Here is a 14,827-nt window from a genome sequence, read left to right as displayed (position 1 = left end):
TGAACCCCTTTCACGTGCCCGCGCGTCGCTTGCACCCGACCGTGGGGCGTTGCTTCATTGCCTTCTCCACCTGCCGGGCAGAAACCTTGGTCTTGCCGAGCTTGTTCTTGGCTGCAGTCACACGCTCTTCTTCCGCGTAGGCGCGCGTGCAAGTCGTGTGGCACATCTTCTTGTCCTTTACCTCTTGCTCATTCTTGTTCATGCTCTTTTTCAGGTAGTTCATGTTTGCGACTTCGAGACATTCGGTCGCGAGCGGTACCTGTGCCGGCGGGATGTCCAGATTGTCGACGGTTGCGGCAACGCAGGTGTTCACGAAGTCGCCCAGCTTCCCCTCAGGGTTGTTGGAGATCCAGTTTCTTGCCTCTGCCGATTTGTAGTAGTGAGGCGTGTTGGTCGTCCTGCCGAGAACGGAACGTCCCTCGACGCCTTCCGAACGCGCTGTTGCGCCTTCGCCAGCGACCCATTTCGCCTTCATGCAGATGCATGGTGCCTCCCTGTCGTCGTATTTCTCGCAGCATTTCAGCACGAGGTCGCGCACGCCGCCCGCTGTAAAGAACTGAACCTCGACCGTGTGTTCCTTCTGCTCGCCCGGATCGCATTTCAGCTTGTTGTATGGCTTGATGCCGAGGAACGCGCATCTGGGGTCGGATTCGTCGAGGATGCCAACCTTGGGCAAGGGAGGGCCACCGGCAATGGGTGACGCGTGGTCGTTCGACGAAATGTCGGAGAAACGGCTGATCGGCTCGCCATCCATGAACACGTTGCCGGACCAGGCGTGGGCGTACTCCTTGCCCGTGTTCACAGACGTAATGACGTTCTTCTTCGGCGCGCAACCCGCTTCGTTGCCGGTGCATTTGGTGTAGTAGGACTTGTTCTTCTGGGTAACCGTCTTGCCGCCGATCTTCACGGTGCTAGTGCCGCTATCGGTATCGCTATCGGAGCCGAAGGTAGGGTAAGGCACAGGCACGCCCGGTGGTGTTGCCGGTGTCTGTGGCGGCGTGAAACAGACATAGGGAAATGCCGCTATAACCTGGTTTGCCTGTGCTTTGCAGGCAATCTCCAGTCCGTTGGCGAAGACAGTCATGCTGCGTTCCTCGAGCCGAACAGGGCGGCGCCGCAAGCTCCAGCGTCTGAAGAAGCTTCAATGAGGACTGGATTGCCTGCAGCGTAGCCCTTTCGAGCGGCGGTCCAGGCCATACCGACCATCAACGGCACAACGGCAGCTCCAATGTTGCCAAGGGATTCAGCTGGTGACCAAAGATCCTGAAATTCGTGCCGGCCACGCAGTAGGCGTAGCGTCACGAGCACGGCCTGCTTGAACCAGTATTGCTCACCGACGAGATCGGAGATGCGATAGCCAAGCCGGCTCATCTCGATGCCGGTTTCACGAAAGGCCGCTTCATAGGCTGATGTCATGCCGTACGCACGCAGGGGCAGATCCTCCTTGTTGTAGATCGATGCCGCTTCGCGCGCGAGGCCAAGTCCGAAAAGCTGAAAGGCCCCGCCGTTCGAGCGTGTGCACAACACGGCCGCGGCTGCCTCTCCTGGAATAAAACCGTCGGAATTGTCGGCCGTCAGCAGACGGCCCCCCATGTGATAGTGGGAGATCGTCGGCGCGGTCAGGTAGCTGTCCACGCCGGCGATCATCACGTAGGACACCTCACCGGAAGCCAGCAGCCGTCGGGCATGGTCGAAGGCGGCGTGTCCAGACGGACGTCCATGCGCCACGATACGGGAGTGGTTGTGGGGGGCGAGTTGGATGATGTCGCCGATCCGCCGCAACAAGGCCGAATTGTCGCGCACCGGTCGGCCGGGTCGGTCTTCTTCCGGCAGGCAAAGAATGAGCGCGGTTTGGCCACGTGCCTGTGGCACTGCTTCGAAGGCCTCGGAGATCGCACCGGCAGCAAGATGAGCCATACGTTTCTCGCCAATCCAGTTGCGCGGAAGCGGCACCGGCGCGCCGGTCAAACAGGCCCCTGGCGACTGGTGAAAATGCGTCTCCTGAAAACCATTCAGCCGCGCCCGCATCGCGGCACAACTTGAAGGGCCATCGAGGCCAACGGCCGTCACCATGCCTATTGAAACGACATCGAGCCTGGCACTCATGCCGCCTCCGCGCCGTCGTCGTCGTGGAACGGAGTATCGAATTTGCGGATATAGCGCTTGCCGGTCGCTCGAGCCAACAACATGCCGGGCGTAGGCAACCCTATCCAGCATTCGGAAAAATCAAGGATCGTGCGCTGCAGCCGCTGGGACAGACGCCAGACTAGCGAGAACTTCCGGCGCTCCGGATTAAGCAGGATTGTGTCGGCCAGAACGGGCGTGTCGACCACCTTGGCTCCGTCCTTGAACAGCGCCATGGGCAGAGCCGTGTTCGGCAAGCGGAAACTCATGCGCCCCTCCGGGGTCAGGTTCACCAGTTGCACCTCTTCGCCGCCGCGCGGGCGGTCTATTTGCTGGTCTGGTGGCGCCATCTGGAAGTAGCGCTCGTCGAAGTCCGGCGGCAGGAACGGAAAAATGTTCTTGGTCCAGTTGTCGTCGTAGGTGCCGCCATACTCGATGCGCCCGGGCCAGCCGCGCCCCATCGGTCCAAAGCTCATGGGCGTGTAGCCGCCGAAAGGCGAACGGATTTCCTCGCCGACTTTTTGTGTGTTGGGTAGCCGCAAACCCGGAATGAAGCGCTGGTTCTTTGTGCGTGACCAGCCGGTGCCGACCGGGTTGGTGGAATAGACCCCCGGCAATTTGTCATCGGGGTCGAGCTTATCGACGCCGCCCCAGGCATTGTTATAGCTGATCGGCATCTTCAGGAACGGCTGCGGGGAGGTCGCGGTGAAGACCGGACCAATAGCGCGCCATTCGCGATTGCCCAGCACCTCGAAGAATTTCGACCAGTTGCCGATCTTGATACCGACAGGCACACGCTCGGCCGGGCGGCCGCCAGGCGCGTAGGCACAGCCGTTGGCAATCACGTCGCAGCGAGGTTTGCGGAATGCAAAATCGGTTTCCCAGAGTGTGGCGGAATAACCCGGTTCCCCAGTTTGCGTGTCAGCGAAAACCAGAGGAATTTGTTCCGCCGATTTGCGCACGTCTCCGCCAGGTGTCTCCGGAAAATCGAAGGTCCCCTTCACCACGACGACAAGCCAATCGTGCCCTGCAACATCGGTTGCTGCCGTGAATTGGTGCGGATAGCCCATCTGGTTCCAGATCTGCATCAGCTTGTCTCCCAACTGGCGGCGAAGATCTTCTCCAGCGTCGCTTGCGGCGATTGCGGGTCGATGTCGAAAATGTCGGAGTGCGCCGTCCACATCACCATGTCGGCAATCAGTTCCTCGCCCGGCTCGACCGACGGCACAGGCAGTCCGCCGAGCGCTGCGTCCAGTTCGTCGGCCGTCAGCTCGCCCCGCTGGGCGGCGGTGGCGGCCTCCTCGATTCCGGCAAACCATGCCTCGGCATGCGTCAGCGCGACAGGCGCTTCGGGTAGCAGGGCAACGACGCTCAAGGGGAATTTCCGGCCAACCTTGTCGGCGCTTTGCACGATGATGCCCGCCGACGCGCCGAAGGAATTCGGGCCGGCGAGGAACCGCAGCGCGGCGGCGGCCGGCCAGATGTCCTGGCCGAACAGCGGCACCAGATGCTGGGCCAGCCAGCGGTCCCACAGGCGCACGAACTCACCCGTCAGCCGCCGCGTCACGAAATCGCCGGTGGCAGGCATTTTGCCGTAGAAACCGGGCAGGATCATATCTGCGGCGGACATGAGAACTTCTTGAACATCTGGAGGTTGTAGGGATTTTCGACGCTTGCCGCCTTGAGCTTGAAGTCGGCGTACATGCCTTTCGTACCCAGCCGCAGGCTGTAGACATCGGACAGCGAGGTGCCGGTGAAGCGGCCGCCGCGCAGCATTCTCAGCCACGCCCAGCTGCCGGTCTCGTTGAGCATGATTTCGGGCGAGCCGTCGATCGGCTGGAAGGCGAGCGAGATGACGCCGGTGCCGTCCTTGCCAGGCCAGGTCATCGGCTGCGGACGCGTCGCATTGTTGAAGTAGACGAGGCTCTGGCCATCGAGATTCAGGGTGACGCGGGTGACGTTGGGCGACAGGTCCGTCGGCTCGAGCGTGAACGCCATCACCGGGCCCTGGCCACCGGGAAAGAGATCGTCGCGGATCCGCCTGGCCTGTTCGAAGGCGGCAAGTGCTGACGGGTCGAGGCCGAAATCGGCGCGCCATTTCCACGGCTGCGCCGAGGTGTCGACATAGCTGATCAGATGGTCGTTGATGAAGCCGTCGATCATGCCCGCCGGTCCGAACAGGCGGGCGAAGTCGCGCACGTTGACGTCGACCGCGCTGTCGGGGCTGAACGGATAGCGGTCGTTGAGCGCAGCCTGGCAGAAGGGCAGGATGTCGGCACGCCATATGGCGTTGAGCTCGGAGGCAACGGCCTTCTGCGTCAGCCCGCTGGTGTCGCCGGCAATGCCGCTCAGCCAGGTGTTGACGGGGTCGGGCAGGATCTGCGCCTGCCGGGCGACGGCGCCGGTCAACTCGGCAAGCCCGCCCTGTTTCTTGATCGCGTCCTGCGGATCGGGATTGGCGGTGACCGTCTGCAGCACATTGGACAGCGCCGTCAGCGCCACCACCGCGGCGTCAAGCGCCGGCGGCTGGCCATCGACCTCGGCAATCGTGCTCTTGAGCGGCTTGAAGTGCTCGGCCACCAGCGTGCCGGTCAGGTCGACCTCGCTGGCCGAGCCGGCGCGCGGCAACAGTTTGGCGCCGGTCTTGACGATCTTGCCCAGCTTGCCGAGTTTGCCCAGCAGTTTGGAGCCGCCCTTCGCCGCCGCCTTGTCGTCGGTCGCCGGCGCCTCGTCGGAGCGGGTAAGGTCGACCTCCTGGACCACGGCCGTCAACAGCCGCTTTAACGCGGAATCGGCGCTGGAAAGGTCCTTCAGATTCTCGCTGGCAATGTTGAGGTCGCTCAGCGGCGCCAGCCGCATGTCACGCAGGAAACTGTCCCACTGCGCGATGTAGTCGTCATAGTAGAGCTTGAGGATATCCTCCGACAGCGCCGACACGGACGTTTCGGAATTCTCCGAGCAGCCGCCGGCAAACACCGCGCGGTCGAGTGCCGCCTGGGCGGCGACATCCTCGACCCGGTCGAGGATCGCATCGTGAAAACCGTCATAGGTGAAGGCGCCTGATATGCCGACACGCAGCGTCTTGTCGGATCGCCGCGAAAACACCTTGGCGCCGTTCGGGCCGGCGAAATTGGCGGGGATCCATTCCTTCAATCCGGCCACCGCCGGATCGGCCAGCAATTGCTTGTAGGCGCGCGCCGGCAGCGAGATCGTGCACACCGTCTTCAACGCTTCGGCGACCAGCGCCTGGTCGGGCGCGATGTAGCTGTCGTCGACCGCCATGCGGCGGATCGCGGCCAGCTGGTGCTCCTCCGCATCGGCGGTCGGGAAGGGTGCGGCCGGCGCGAATTCGGGCAGGTCGTTAACCCACCAATTCTCAACGAAATCCGAATCCATCTGCGACAGGCCGGTCATCATACGGTAGGTCTTGAGCGCGCCCAGCATGAAATCCGGATCGCGGATCTGCCGCCACATCGTCGCTTCCAGCAGCGCCACCATGCGAGGCTCGAGCACGTTGCGCAAAGCGTGGTCGTAGGTGTCGGTCTGCGCCCGCATCAGCTCGGCGGAAGCCGATGGCCCGAGCAGATCCTGCGCCTTGTCGGGAGGCGCGGTCCTGGCACTGGCGACCTCGTCCATGGCGTTGAGGGCAACGTCCATCGCCGGCTGCTGCACCGAGGCGGGCGTCGCGGCGGTCGAGGTCAGTGGCGCCTGCAGCGCCTCGAACTGGCCGGCCTGCGCGGCAATCGCATTGCGGTTGTCGTAGTAGGACCAGGTGAACAGCGAGCCGGCCAGGATAGCGGCGGCCGCGCAGGCAGCGGCGGCACCGCGCCAGATCCAACTGCGGCGGCGCTGCGCCAGCGGATCGAACGTGCCGAGCCCGGCCTCCCTGAAGATCACGTCGGTCAAAAGGTTCTTCAGGAAGAAACTGCGCTTCTCAAAACGCTGCGTCGGCATCGAGCGTCGCGCCGGCAGGCCGAAGGAAGAGGCGAGTGCGGCGGTGAGCCGGTCGATCGGCGCGCCTTCCTGGGTGGCCGAGGTCAGATAGACGCCGCGCAGCCAGGCGGCTTCCTCGTAGCGGCTCTCGCCGAACATCGCCTCGACCAGCACCTGGATCGGCTCGGAGAGGCTTTGCAGCTGGGCGGGAAAACGGAAGATCTCGGCCCGCTCGGCCAGCTTGTCCTCATCCTCCAGCCGCGGCACCAGCCGCTTTTCCAGCTCCCTCGAAAGCGTCGAGATTTCGCCCGCGATCGTCTTGGCGTCTACGCGCGCGTCGAGAGGGAAGGTCGTGCCCCAAACCTGTTCGCGCGCCTGCGTCGACAGGCCGCCGAAGAAAGCCTCGAAGCCTCTTATCAGATCGGCCTTGGTCAGCATGAGATAGACCGGCAGCCGGATTTCCAGCCGCTCCTCAAGCTCCGCCAGTCGCCTGCGGATCTTGCGGCCATGCGCCTTGACGGCTTCGTCGCCTTCCGAAAGCGCATCGATCCCAAGCGCGACGATAACGCCGTTCAGCGCGCGGCGGCCGCGGTGCTTCTTCAACAGGTCGAGGAAGCCCAGCCATTCGGCGGCGTCGACGTCGGGCTGGCTTTCTTGCTGCACATAGCGGCCGGCAGTGTCGATCATCACCGCGTTTTCGGAGAAGAACCAGTCGCAATTGCGCGTGCCGCCCACCCCTTGCAGATCGTCGGTGAGGTCGATCGGAAAGTTCAGGCCGGACTGGCGCAGCGCCGTCGTCTTGCCGGTCGCCGGCGGGCCGACGATCACATACCACGGCATCTCGCGCAGGAATTTGCGGCCACCGAGCTTGCGTCGCTTCAGCTCGACCATCACGTCCTGGAATTTGGCGCCGACCGCGGCGACGTTCTCCTCACCGGGGCTGAGCCGCTTTTCCTCGACAGGTGCTGCAATCTCGGCGACGAACATGCGGTTGGCGCGGATCGCCCGGCGCTGCGCGACGATCAGCCAGATCAGCCAGAAGATCACCAGAAGCGCGATGAAGACGATACGCACCGTCTCCGAGGCCATCGGCACATAGTCGCCGACCCGCACGATCGGGCCGAACACCCAGATGATCAGCGACAGCAGCGCCAGCCCGATCAGCGTCCACAGGAAACGCGAGGTCAGGACTGCCCAGAGGAAGCGCAGGATGAACATGTCACAGCCTCTTCTCGACCAGCACTTCGACGCGGCGGTTGAGCGCACGGCCTTCCCGCGTGGAGTTGTCGGCCACCGGATCGCTTTCGGCGCGGCCTTCGGAAGATATGATCTCCTTCGGCACGCCGGCTTGTATCAGAAGCTCGGCTATGGTTTCGGCGCGCGCTTCCGACAGGCGCTGGTTGCTGGCAAGCGGGTTGGATCTTTGCAGGCGCACATTGTCGGTATGGCCAACGACGGTGATCTTTCCGATCAGGTCCTTGTTGTCGAGGATCACCTTGGCGATGGACTCGATCAGGGGCTCATAGCCCTGGGTCAGTGTCGGACGCGACGATTGGAAAAGTTCGGGGCTGGAAGCCTGGACAACCAGCTTGGCCAGCGAGACGCTCTCCGTGCCGCTCAGCGCCTTGCTCGTTTCCGCTGGCGCTGCCTTCTGGAATTCCGGTAGCAGCGCGTAGTCGACGGCAACCGGCAGAGGTGGCGGAGCGTCGGCCTTGGGTGCCGCGCGGGTGACGTCGGCGCGTGTCGGCGGCGGCAAAGCACGCACCAGCGCCGAAAGCTCGACCGCCTGGCTGCTCAGGCCCATCGACAGGCCGACATGGATGGCTGTCGCGATCACTGCTGCGGCCGCCGCCATCACCCAGATCGGCACGATGAAGCGCTGCGGTTCGTCGGACGCGATCACGCCCTTCCAGTTGGGCGACAAAGGTGCGCCTTCGGCGTCGTTGTCGCGCAGGAAACGCGCCGCCGCTACGCGAACGGCATTGAGCGAACGGTCGCCGGAGCGGCCGGGCACGCGGTATTTGCCGCGAAAGCCCAGCGCCATGCAGTGATATTGTAGCTCCAGCATTTCGCGGTCGCGGTTGGGATGGCGCTCGAGGTCTTCGAGGCGGGCGAAGAATTGCGCGCCCGCGTCGACGTCACCGCGCAGCATCACCACCAGCGGCTGGCGCGGCCAGGCGCTGGCGCCACCCCACGGCGTGTTCAACGCCAGATCATCGAGCAGCGCCGCCACCAGCCACGCCGCCTGGTCGGCGCGCTCGAGCGACGAGCCTTGCGCCATGGTGGCATCGCGGCAGCGCACGAGTTCATCGAGCAGCCTCGTGCGCAGCGCTTCCGGGTTCTCCGGTGGCAGCGCGTTTTCCAGTTCGGGCGCAAATTCCAGCAAGGGTGAGAACGCGTTGACGAGAACGTTCGGATGCGCACGCGAGGAACGGTTGGCTGTGACGCCCGATGCCGGCAGGGGCATGGCGCGCGGCGTCGGCGCTCCACTCAGACGGATGCGCGTGCGCTCCCGATCCTCGGACAGTCCGAATGGATCGTCCCTGCTCATCATCTCACCTGTTGACCGAGTAGCAGTCGACCTGCGGTTCGCTGGGCAGCACGCCCGAAACGCCGATCACAAAGCCGGGCGCTTCGAGCAGCGAGGCCCAATGCTCGCTTTTCTGGTCAAGTTCGAGGCACAGCCGGTCGCCGTCATAGGGAATTTCGCGCGGCTGCGAATGCAATGGCTTCAGCGGAATGCCGGGCAGGCGCGATTTCCACAGCCCTTCGAATTCGCTCGCCGAGCCGACCGTCGCCTGGTTGACGAAAATCTTGCGCAAGGCATCCTCCGACAGTTCGGAGCCGATCCGCACCACGATCCGGCTCGCCACCAGAAGCTTCGGGTTGTCGATGCGGATCTTCCACACATTGGTGGCATGCCGCATGACCGGCAGCGCCCGCGATTTCGGCTCGATGTAGCGCAGGCTGAGTATCAGCGAGCGCAACGCGTCGGCCAGCGCCGAATAGGCCGGGCCCGGCGCCATGTGGTCGTAAACAGGCAGCTCGCCGAGCCGCCGCGCGCTCGAGCCGTAGGTCGCCATCGAGCCGGCGAGGCCGGCCAGCTCCATATAGACCTCGGCCGGATGGAACACGTCCTGCGCCAGCATGTGCGCCAGCCGCGGCCGCGCGGCGTTGACCAAATTGAGGATCAAAAGATCCTCGACGCTGCGCCCGGGGCCACCCAGCACCATCTTGCCATGCGCCTCGGCGATCTGGTCGAGGCCGGTGACCACCTCCTGCAGCAGGCGGCTGTACCAGGAGGCCGCGCCGATGACCAAGGTCGGCGGCAGGAAGGTGTCGTCGAGCGCCACCCCGCCATCGGCGCGCACGCCCTTGAGTTCGGCCACTGGCAGCGCGGTGTAGCCGCCGACCGCTGTACCCGGCGCCAGCAACAGCGCCTGCGGTCGTGCAATCTCGATTTCTTCGGGGTCGGAGCCGCCATGCACGGCGTCGCGCACCGACACGATCCGTCCGCGATAGCGCGCGCCGGACGGCTCGGCGTGCGCCGGGTCGAAGCCGACGCCGCCGGGTGGTTCGAGCGGCAGCGCGATCAGCACAGGTCCTGCGCCCATCTCCGGCGTCACCGCCAGCGGCCGCGGCGCATCCATCGTCTCGGGGATCGAGAACGGCGTCCCGTCGGGAAAGATGCCGCGCGCCGAAAGCACCGAAATCTGGCCGGCATCGAGCAGTGCCTGGTCGAGCGTCAGCGTTCGAAAGCCGAACGTGTGCAGATGCCCGGCCTGCAAGGCGCCGCGCACCGTCGCCTCGAAGAAGCGGTCCTGTTGCTGGAAATGCTGGGTGCGCAGGAATAGCCCCTCCGACCACAGCACCCTGTTTGCGTCGCTCATGCCGGCACTCTCTGCTTCCTGCTCATCACCCTGGTGCGGCTTTGCGGAAATGCCGCCGCTAGGCGGAAATGCCGCCGCTGCCGAGCTTCACATTGACGGTGAACTTCGATCCCGGCGACACCGACTTGGTCGTGCGCCAGTTGCGTCCACCGGGTTCCCTGATCAGCGCGACGAAGCCCAGGGCCGCCACCTCCGGCTCGACCGTGATGGTCTTCGACGCGGTCTGGCCGGGTCCGACGGAAATCGTGTCGGAGCCGATGAGATCGCCGCCAAGTGCCGAGCCGGCACCGCCTTGCAGTGCGAAATAATCGGCAGAATTGAAGGCGCCAGTGCTCTTCAGACGCAGGATCATTACGGTAACCGGCCTGTCGCCACCGCCCGGTCCCGGGTTCATGCCGGCGCCGCCGGCAAGATTGACCGTTATGACGGACGGTTTCGGCGGGCCGCTCTGGCAAGCCGTCAGCAGTCCCGTCGCGCCCAAGGCAAGAATGAATTCGCGTCTGTCGATCATGTCCTAGTCCTCCTCATATGCGTCTCGAAAATCAGCGCCGATTTCGCCCAGAAAGCGCGTCTCGGCGCTGTGAGCGATTTCACTGTGGCGTTTCTGGTACAGTTCCCAGAGCTTGGCGCCGCGCCCGCCGGTCAGCAGATTGCCGATCGCAGAACTCGACTTCAGTTCCTGCTCGATCGCCGCCGGATCGAAGCGATCGATCATGCGCTTGAGCGCGCCCTGCACGCCGCGCCAGGCGCGAACGTGGTGCTGCGCCAGATCGCGCACCGCGTCCTGGATCGCCGCCTCGGCGCCTAGGAAACCGGGGCTGCGCTCGGCCAGGATGGTCACCAGCGCATCGTCGACCGAGGGCAGGAATTTGAGCGGGTTGACCTCGGATGCGCCAACCACGGTTTGGGCGACGCGGGCATTGCCCTTCTCTTCGGCGCGCTTTCGCAAAAGCTGCATCAGCCCTTCCATCATCAGCCGGTATTCGCGGCCGAACTTCTCCATATCGGCCACCGGGTCGCGGCCGGGAAAATCTGCCTCGTCCATTCCCATGCCGCGCAGGAAAGCCGCGCGCAATTCCGCGTTCGACTGTCCGGCTGGCGGCCGCGCCGCGGCTTGCCGGACAGGAGCGCGCGGCGGCGATGGAGACGGGGCTGGTGGTGGCTGCCGTGGCGATGGCTCGGCCGCGCGGACGGGCAGGTCCCAAGGCGCAGGAGAGGGGGCAGGCGAGGGCGCATCGCTTCCGCCGCCATCCGTCACGCCGGCGTCGAGGCTGGTGGACTCGGCAGGGCCAAAACCAAACCCGTCATCAAAGGCCGGCGGCTTCTCGGAACTGGATCTGATCGGCCCTCTCGACAGCGGCGCAGAGTCGAGGCCGAAGGGGTCGTCGAACAGCGGCTTGCCGCCGCCTTTGTCGGGGGCGGCCTCGAGCGCCGGCGTCGCCACCGGGTCGAGGCTGAATGGATCGTCGAACGCCTGCGAGCTGCGTTCGTCGGAGCGCGCGCGCGCGAATGCGCCGGGCACCGGCTTCTCGAACGGATCGGGCAGGTCGGCGGGTCGCGGCCGTCCCGGTTCTTCTTCCGTCGTGGATGAAAAGAAATCGTCGCCGCCGAGACTGACCGGTGCCCGCGACGCCGCCGGCTTGCTGGCAGGCGCTGAGGGCCTGGAGGCCGGCGGTTCGGTCGTCGCTGTCTGCAGGTCGACCCATACGACATAGTCGCCCAGCCGCAGCCGCATGCCGCTTTGCAGGCGCGCCGAATTTCCCGCGCCGAGCGGGCTGGCGGCATCGTCGATGAACAACCCGCTGCTGGAGGTATCGGTGACGAAATACCCACCCTGCTTGCTGGTGATCTTGCAGTGGGCGCGCGAGACGAACATGTCAGGATCGTTGATCTGCCAGTCGGCGTCGGCGCTGCGGCCGATCACCAGTTCACCCTCGTCCAGCCGGGCCTGCCGCGTGACTTGCGCGCGTGGTCCCTGTTCGAGCGTCAGCAGCAGGCTCATGCCGCCACCTCTTCCCGCCAGCCGACGATGGTTCGCAGCCGCATGTCGTCGGCATCTCCCCGCTCAGGATTGCGCGCCAGCCAGGTGGTGCGGGCGAGCTGGACGGTTCCGAGCTTCGCCGGCGGCACGGCCTTTGCCGCAAGCACGATCCTCAGATCGACATCGATGGTCTCGCCGATCAGGTCGCGCACCGCCTGCTTCAACAGCTTCAGCCGCTCGCCGCCCGGCAGGAAGGCCTTGTAGTCTTTGTAGCTCAGCGCGCCGATGCGCAGCTCGATCCGGCTCTGCCGGCTGAAGCTGCGCGGGCCGATGGTGGCGCTGCGGCCGAGCGTGGCGTAGCTGCCGGCAAGCCGCGTCTGCAACACCTTCGGGATGGTCAGCCAGGCGGCGACAAACTCCTTCAGCACCACCGGCACCTTGAAGGCTTCGGCCAGGAACAGCGTCAGCCGCTCGGGGCCGTCGACTTGGGCAGCGAGCGAGGCGGCCTGGCGAAGCTTCACCGCGTCGAGTTCGGCATTCTGCGTACCCGGCAGACCGATGCCGGCCATCGCTTCCAGCATGGAGCGGACGCGGCCCCCGACCCCGCGTTCGACCTGCACCGCCGGATGCGCATCCGCCCAGGCGCGGTAGTAGAGCGCGATCATCCGGTGCTGCAGGATGTTGACGAAATCGACGAAGGTCGTGTCGCTCGTCTGCCGTGCCTCCGCACCCGCGTACCAGCGTTGCGACAGGCGATCGAGCACCCAGCGCGTCAGATGCAGCGGCATTGGCCCTTCGGGTCCGAGCAGGCCGAGATTGTTGACCGTAACGCGTGCCGGCGACTTGTCCGTCGGCTCGCGGAAATCCACCACGTCCTGCACCGCGAAGGACAGGCGCACATTCTGGCCGAGCCTTGCCGGCTCGCGATCCGGTCGGCCGGAATGGCCGAACAGGCCGCCTTGCCGTTCCAGCCGGCGCAGCAGTTCGAAGAAGTCGAAACTCTCGGACAGGGTTGCGGCTCGCTCTAGATCAGGTAGCGATTGCCGGGCGTCATCGGCCATGGCACATCCTCCTGTTTCTGGAGCAAACGTGTGCGGGTGCGCACGAACCCATTAATGCCGGCATGACGGGCAAACAGCCGCGACAGCAGACCCGACAGCAGCAAGGTGCTTTGTCCCGCCAGCACCGACTGGTCGACATGCAGCGTCACTTCCGTGCCGCGGCCGAAACACATCGGTCCTTCGATCGCCAGCCTTTCAATCACCGCGCGCGAGTCGATGCGCACGATCGAGCGCACATTGCGGGCAAGCCCGGGATCGCCGCGCTCGGCATAGAGATCGAGCAGCGCGTGCAACGGATCGACGCCGCGGCCCTCCTTGGCCAGGCTGAGGAAGTTGAGCGCCAGCTGCGACACCAGCCGCCAGGCCAGGTCATCGGCGCGCGACTCGCCGTCGGCGCCGGCCGGCAGCGCTGCCGGAATGGCCGGCTGCGGCGACCGCAGCGCGCCCAGCAGCCGGACCGTCTCCACCGGGTCGCCGGCCTCCAGCGTCAGGGTCGGCGTGTCGTCGAGGATGGCCAGGTCGCGGTTGGTGCAAAGCGCCATGATGTCGACGCGCTTCAGCGGCCGGTTGGCCTGGCTGTGGACCGGGCGCGAGATCGCCAGGAAGACGTCGTCGCCGGCATAGGAGGTGCGCGTCACGCCCTGGCTGCGCTCGTCCTCGGTTGGCCGACGCGGCCGCCGCTCGGTCGAGTACACCCAGCCGCTGCCGCGGTTCTGCCCGAGGCTGAAGAGCTCCGGTATTTCGGCATCTGGCCCTTCCGCATCGGCGTCCTCGACGCGGATGACCCGGTAGATTTCAAAGTCGCGCGCCCGCGTGCGGTCGGCGTGCAGCACCTGTCGCGTCTTGCGCTGGTCGAGCTCGATGACGTTGCATTCGCGCTCGAAGAGATTAATGATCGGCGTCGCGAAAAGTTCGAAATCCGCCGGGGTCAGATCGGCGAGTTCGGGCACCGGACGCCTGAACAAAAAGACGATCTCAAGCCCCGCCTGGCATTTGCGCACCACCGGCTGCAAGCCGGTTACGCGCGCATAGTGGAAGCGCTCGGGCATCATGAAATATTCGCGCAGCAGGCGGTAGCCTTCGAAGGTCGGCCGCGTGCGCGGCATCATCGCCTCGGCATCGGCGATGCCCACCATCTCCGGCGCCGGCAGAGGCGACAGCGGATTGGTCTTGCCTTCAGGTCTTGCACCGACGCTCGCGCAGACGCCGAAGATCGCGTCGAACGTCAGCGGCGCCTTGGTGCGGTTGGCGAAGTAGAGGTCAAGCCGGTCGAGCGCCAGTTCGCCCAGTTGGACCTTTCCAATCGGAGCAAGCGTGATGCGCAGCGCCGCTTCGCCGGCCTTGCCGCCGATCGGGCCAATACCGGCGGCGGCAAGCGCACTGCGGTCCTGGAAATAGCCAACCGAACTGATCGCGATCGGAAACAGCGTCATGTCCTGCGCGGTGGTGAAGGTGCAGCGTGTCGACAGGCCGGCCTGCAGGCTGGAGACCAGCCGCGTGCCGCGCTTGACGACGTGCCCGGCAAGCATGGTCTGCACCTGCTGGCCGGGCTTCAGCACCACCATGGCGGTGGCCGGCGCCGGCGTGACGAGATCGGGATAGAGCACGTCGAGGATGGCGCGCGAAAACCGCGAGCGTTCGGCGTCCACCTTCAACCGCGTGCGTGCGGCGAGGAAGGCGACGCCGTCGAGCAGCCGCTCGACATAGGGATCGGGACACGGCACCGTATCCAGCGACAGATTGCGCGCGACAGCCGGGTGCATGTCGGCGAACTCCGCCGCCAGCCCGCGTATGTGGGACAGTTCTTCCTCGTAATATTCTACGAAGACCCGGTCCAT

The 14,827-nt window shown here is 65.2% G+C and carries 11 protein-coding genes; all 11 read right to left on the bottom strand.

The window, feature by feature from the left end:
* Positions 1 to 10: 10 nt before the first annotated feature.
* Genes AC1D1N_RS17425 through tssF form a run of 11 tightly spaced genes read right to left on the bottom strand, consistent with a single transcriptional unit; the run spans position 11 to position 14,827 of the window.
* Positions 11 to 1,084, bottom strand: a complete 1,074-nt coding sequence (locus tag AC1D1N_RS17425) for a PAAR-like domain-containing protein (protein WP_477349933.1) — start codon at positions 1,082 to 1,084, stop codon at positions 11 to 13.
* Positions 1,081 to 2,106, bottom strand: a complete 1,026-nt coding sequence (locus AC1D1N_RS17420; protein WP_477349931.1) for a beta-ketoacyl synthase N-terminal-like domain-containing protein — start codon at positions 2,104 to 2,106, stop codon at positions 1,081 to 1,083. Before AC1D1N_RS17420 ends, AC1D1N_RS17425 begins: the two co-directional genes overlap by 4 nt.
* Entirely contained in the window at positions 2,103 to 3,212 is a 1,110-nt protein-coding gene (locus AC1D1N_RS17415; protein ID WP_477349929.1) for a DUF2169 family type VI secretion system accessory protein, read from the bottom strand. Before AC1D1N_RS17415 ends, AC1D1N_RS17420 begins: the two co-directional genes overlap by 4 nt.
* Entirely contained in the window at positions 3,212 to 3,754 is a 543-nt protein-coding gene (gene tagF / locus AC1D1N_RS17410; protein ID WP_477349927.1) for a type VI secretion system-associated protein TagF, read from the bottom strand. Before tagF ends, AC1D1N_RS17415 begins: the two co-directional genes overlap by 1 nt.
* The gene (gene tssM, locus AC1D1N_RS17405; protein WP_477349925.1) at positions 3,736 to 7,275 is read right to left on the bottom strand and encodes a type VI secretion system membrane subunit TssM; all 3,540 of its coding nucleotides are present in this window, start codon (positions 7,273 to 7,275) and stop codon (positions 3,736 to 3,738) included. The genes tagF and tssM overlap by 19 nt, the downstream gene beginning before the upstream one ends.
* Before the next feature lies 1 nt (position 7,276).
* Positions 7,277 to 8,608, bottom strand: coding sequence for a type IVB secretion system protein IcmH/DotU (icmH, locus tag AC1D1N_RS17400; protein ID WP_477349923.1), 1,332 nt, complete (start codon positions 8,606 to 8,608; stop codon positions 7,277 to 7,279).
* A 4-nt stretch (positions 8,609 to 8,612) separates the two neighbouring features.
* Positions 8,613 to 9,947, bottom strand: coding sequence for a type VI secretion system baseplate subunit TssK (gene tssK / locus AC1D1N_RS17395; RefSeq protein ID WP_436258727.1), 1,335 nt, complete (start codon positions 9,945 to 9,947; stop codon positions 8,613 to 8,615).
* 58 nt (positions 9,948 to 10,005) lie between these two features.
* On the bottom strand, positions 10,006 to 10,458 hold the full coding sequence (gene tssJ / locus AC1D1N_RS17390) for a type VI secretion system lipoprotein TssJ (protein ID WP_436258728.1): 453 nt from the start codon (positions 10,456 to 10,458) through the stop codon (positions 10,006 to 10,008).
* A gap of 3 nt (positions 10,459 to 10,461) precedes the next feature.
* The gene (gene tagH, locus AC1D1N_RS17385) at positions 10,462 to 11,949 is read right to left on the bottom strand and encodes a type VI secretion system-associated FHA domain protein TagH (protein ID WP_477349920.1); all 1,488 of its coding nucleotides are present in this window, start codon (positions 11,947 to 11,949) and stop codon (positions 10,462 to 10,464) included.
* A complete protein-coding gene (gene tssG, locus AC1D1N_RS17380; RefSeq protein ID WP_436258730.1) occupies positions 11,946 to 12,989 on the bottom strand; it encodes a type VI secretion system baseplate subunit TssG in 1,044 nt (347 codons plus the stop codon). The genes tagH and tssG overlap by 4 nt, the downstream gene beginning before the upstream one ends.
* Positions 12,953 to 14,827 (bottom strand): type VI secretion system baseplate subunit TssF, encoded by a 1,875-nt coding sequence (gene tssF, locus AC1D1N_RS17375; protein WP_477349918.1) that lies wholly within the window; start codon positions 14,825 to 14,827, stop codon positions 12,953 to 12,955. Before tssF ends, tssG begins: the two co-directional genes overlap by 37 nt.

It is taken from the genome of Mesorhizobium sp. P2_B5, assembly GCF_056404775.1.
This window is presented reverse-complemented; position numbering and strand designations above follow the sequence as displayed.

What these genes read in the sequence shown, in the direction of transcription:
- AC1D1N_RS17420 (WP_477349931.1), bottom strand. Translation starts at nt 2,106, where the DNA reads ATGAGTGCCAGGCTCGATGTCGTTTCAATAGGCATGGTGACGGCCGTT.
- tssJ (WP_436258728.1), bottom strand. Translation starts at nt 10,458, where the DNA reads ATGATCGACAGACGCGAATTCATTCTTGCCTTGGGCGCGACGGGACTG.
- tssG (WP_436258730.1), bottom strand. Translation starts at nt 12,989, where the DNA reads ATGGCCGATGACGCCCGGCAATCGCTACCTGATCTAGAGCGAGCCGCA.
- icmH (WP_477349923.1), bottom strand. Translation starts at nt 8,608, where the DNA reads ATGAGCAGGGACGATCCATTCGGACTGTCCGAGGATCGGGAGCGCACG.
- tssK (WP_436258727.1), bottom strand. Translation starts at nt 9,947, where the DNA reads ATGAGCGACGCAAACAGGGTGCTGTGGTCGGAGGGGCTATTCCTGCGC.
- AC1D1N_RS17415 (WP_477349929.1), bottom strand. Translation starts at nt 3,212, where the DNA reads ATGCAGATCTGGAACCAGATGGGCTATCCGCACCAATTCACGGCAGCA.
- tssM (WP_477349925.1), bottom strand. Translation starts at nt 7,275, where the DNA reads ATGTTCATCCTGCGCTTCCTCTGGGCAGTCCTGACCTCGCGTTTCCTG.
- tagH (WP_477349920.1), bottom strand. Translation starts at nt 11,949, where the DNA reads ATGAGCCTGCTGCTGACGCTCGAACAGGGACCACGCGCGCAAGTCACG.
- AC1D1N_RS17425 (WP_477349933.1), bottom strand. Translation starts at nt 1,084, where the DNA reads ATGACTGTCTTCGCCAACGGACTGGAGATTGCCTGCAAAGCACAGGCA.
- tagF (WP_477349927.1), bottom strand. Translation starts at nt 3,754, where the DNA reads ATGTCCGCCGCAGATATGATCCTGCCCGGTTTCTACGGCAAAATGCCT.
- tssF (WP_477349918.1), bottom strand. Translation starts at nt 14,827, where the DNA reads ATGGACCGGGTCTTCGTAGAATATTACGAGGAAGAACTGTCCCACATA.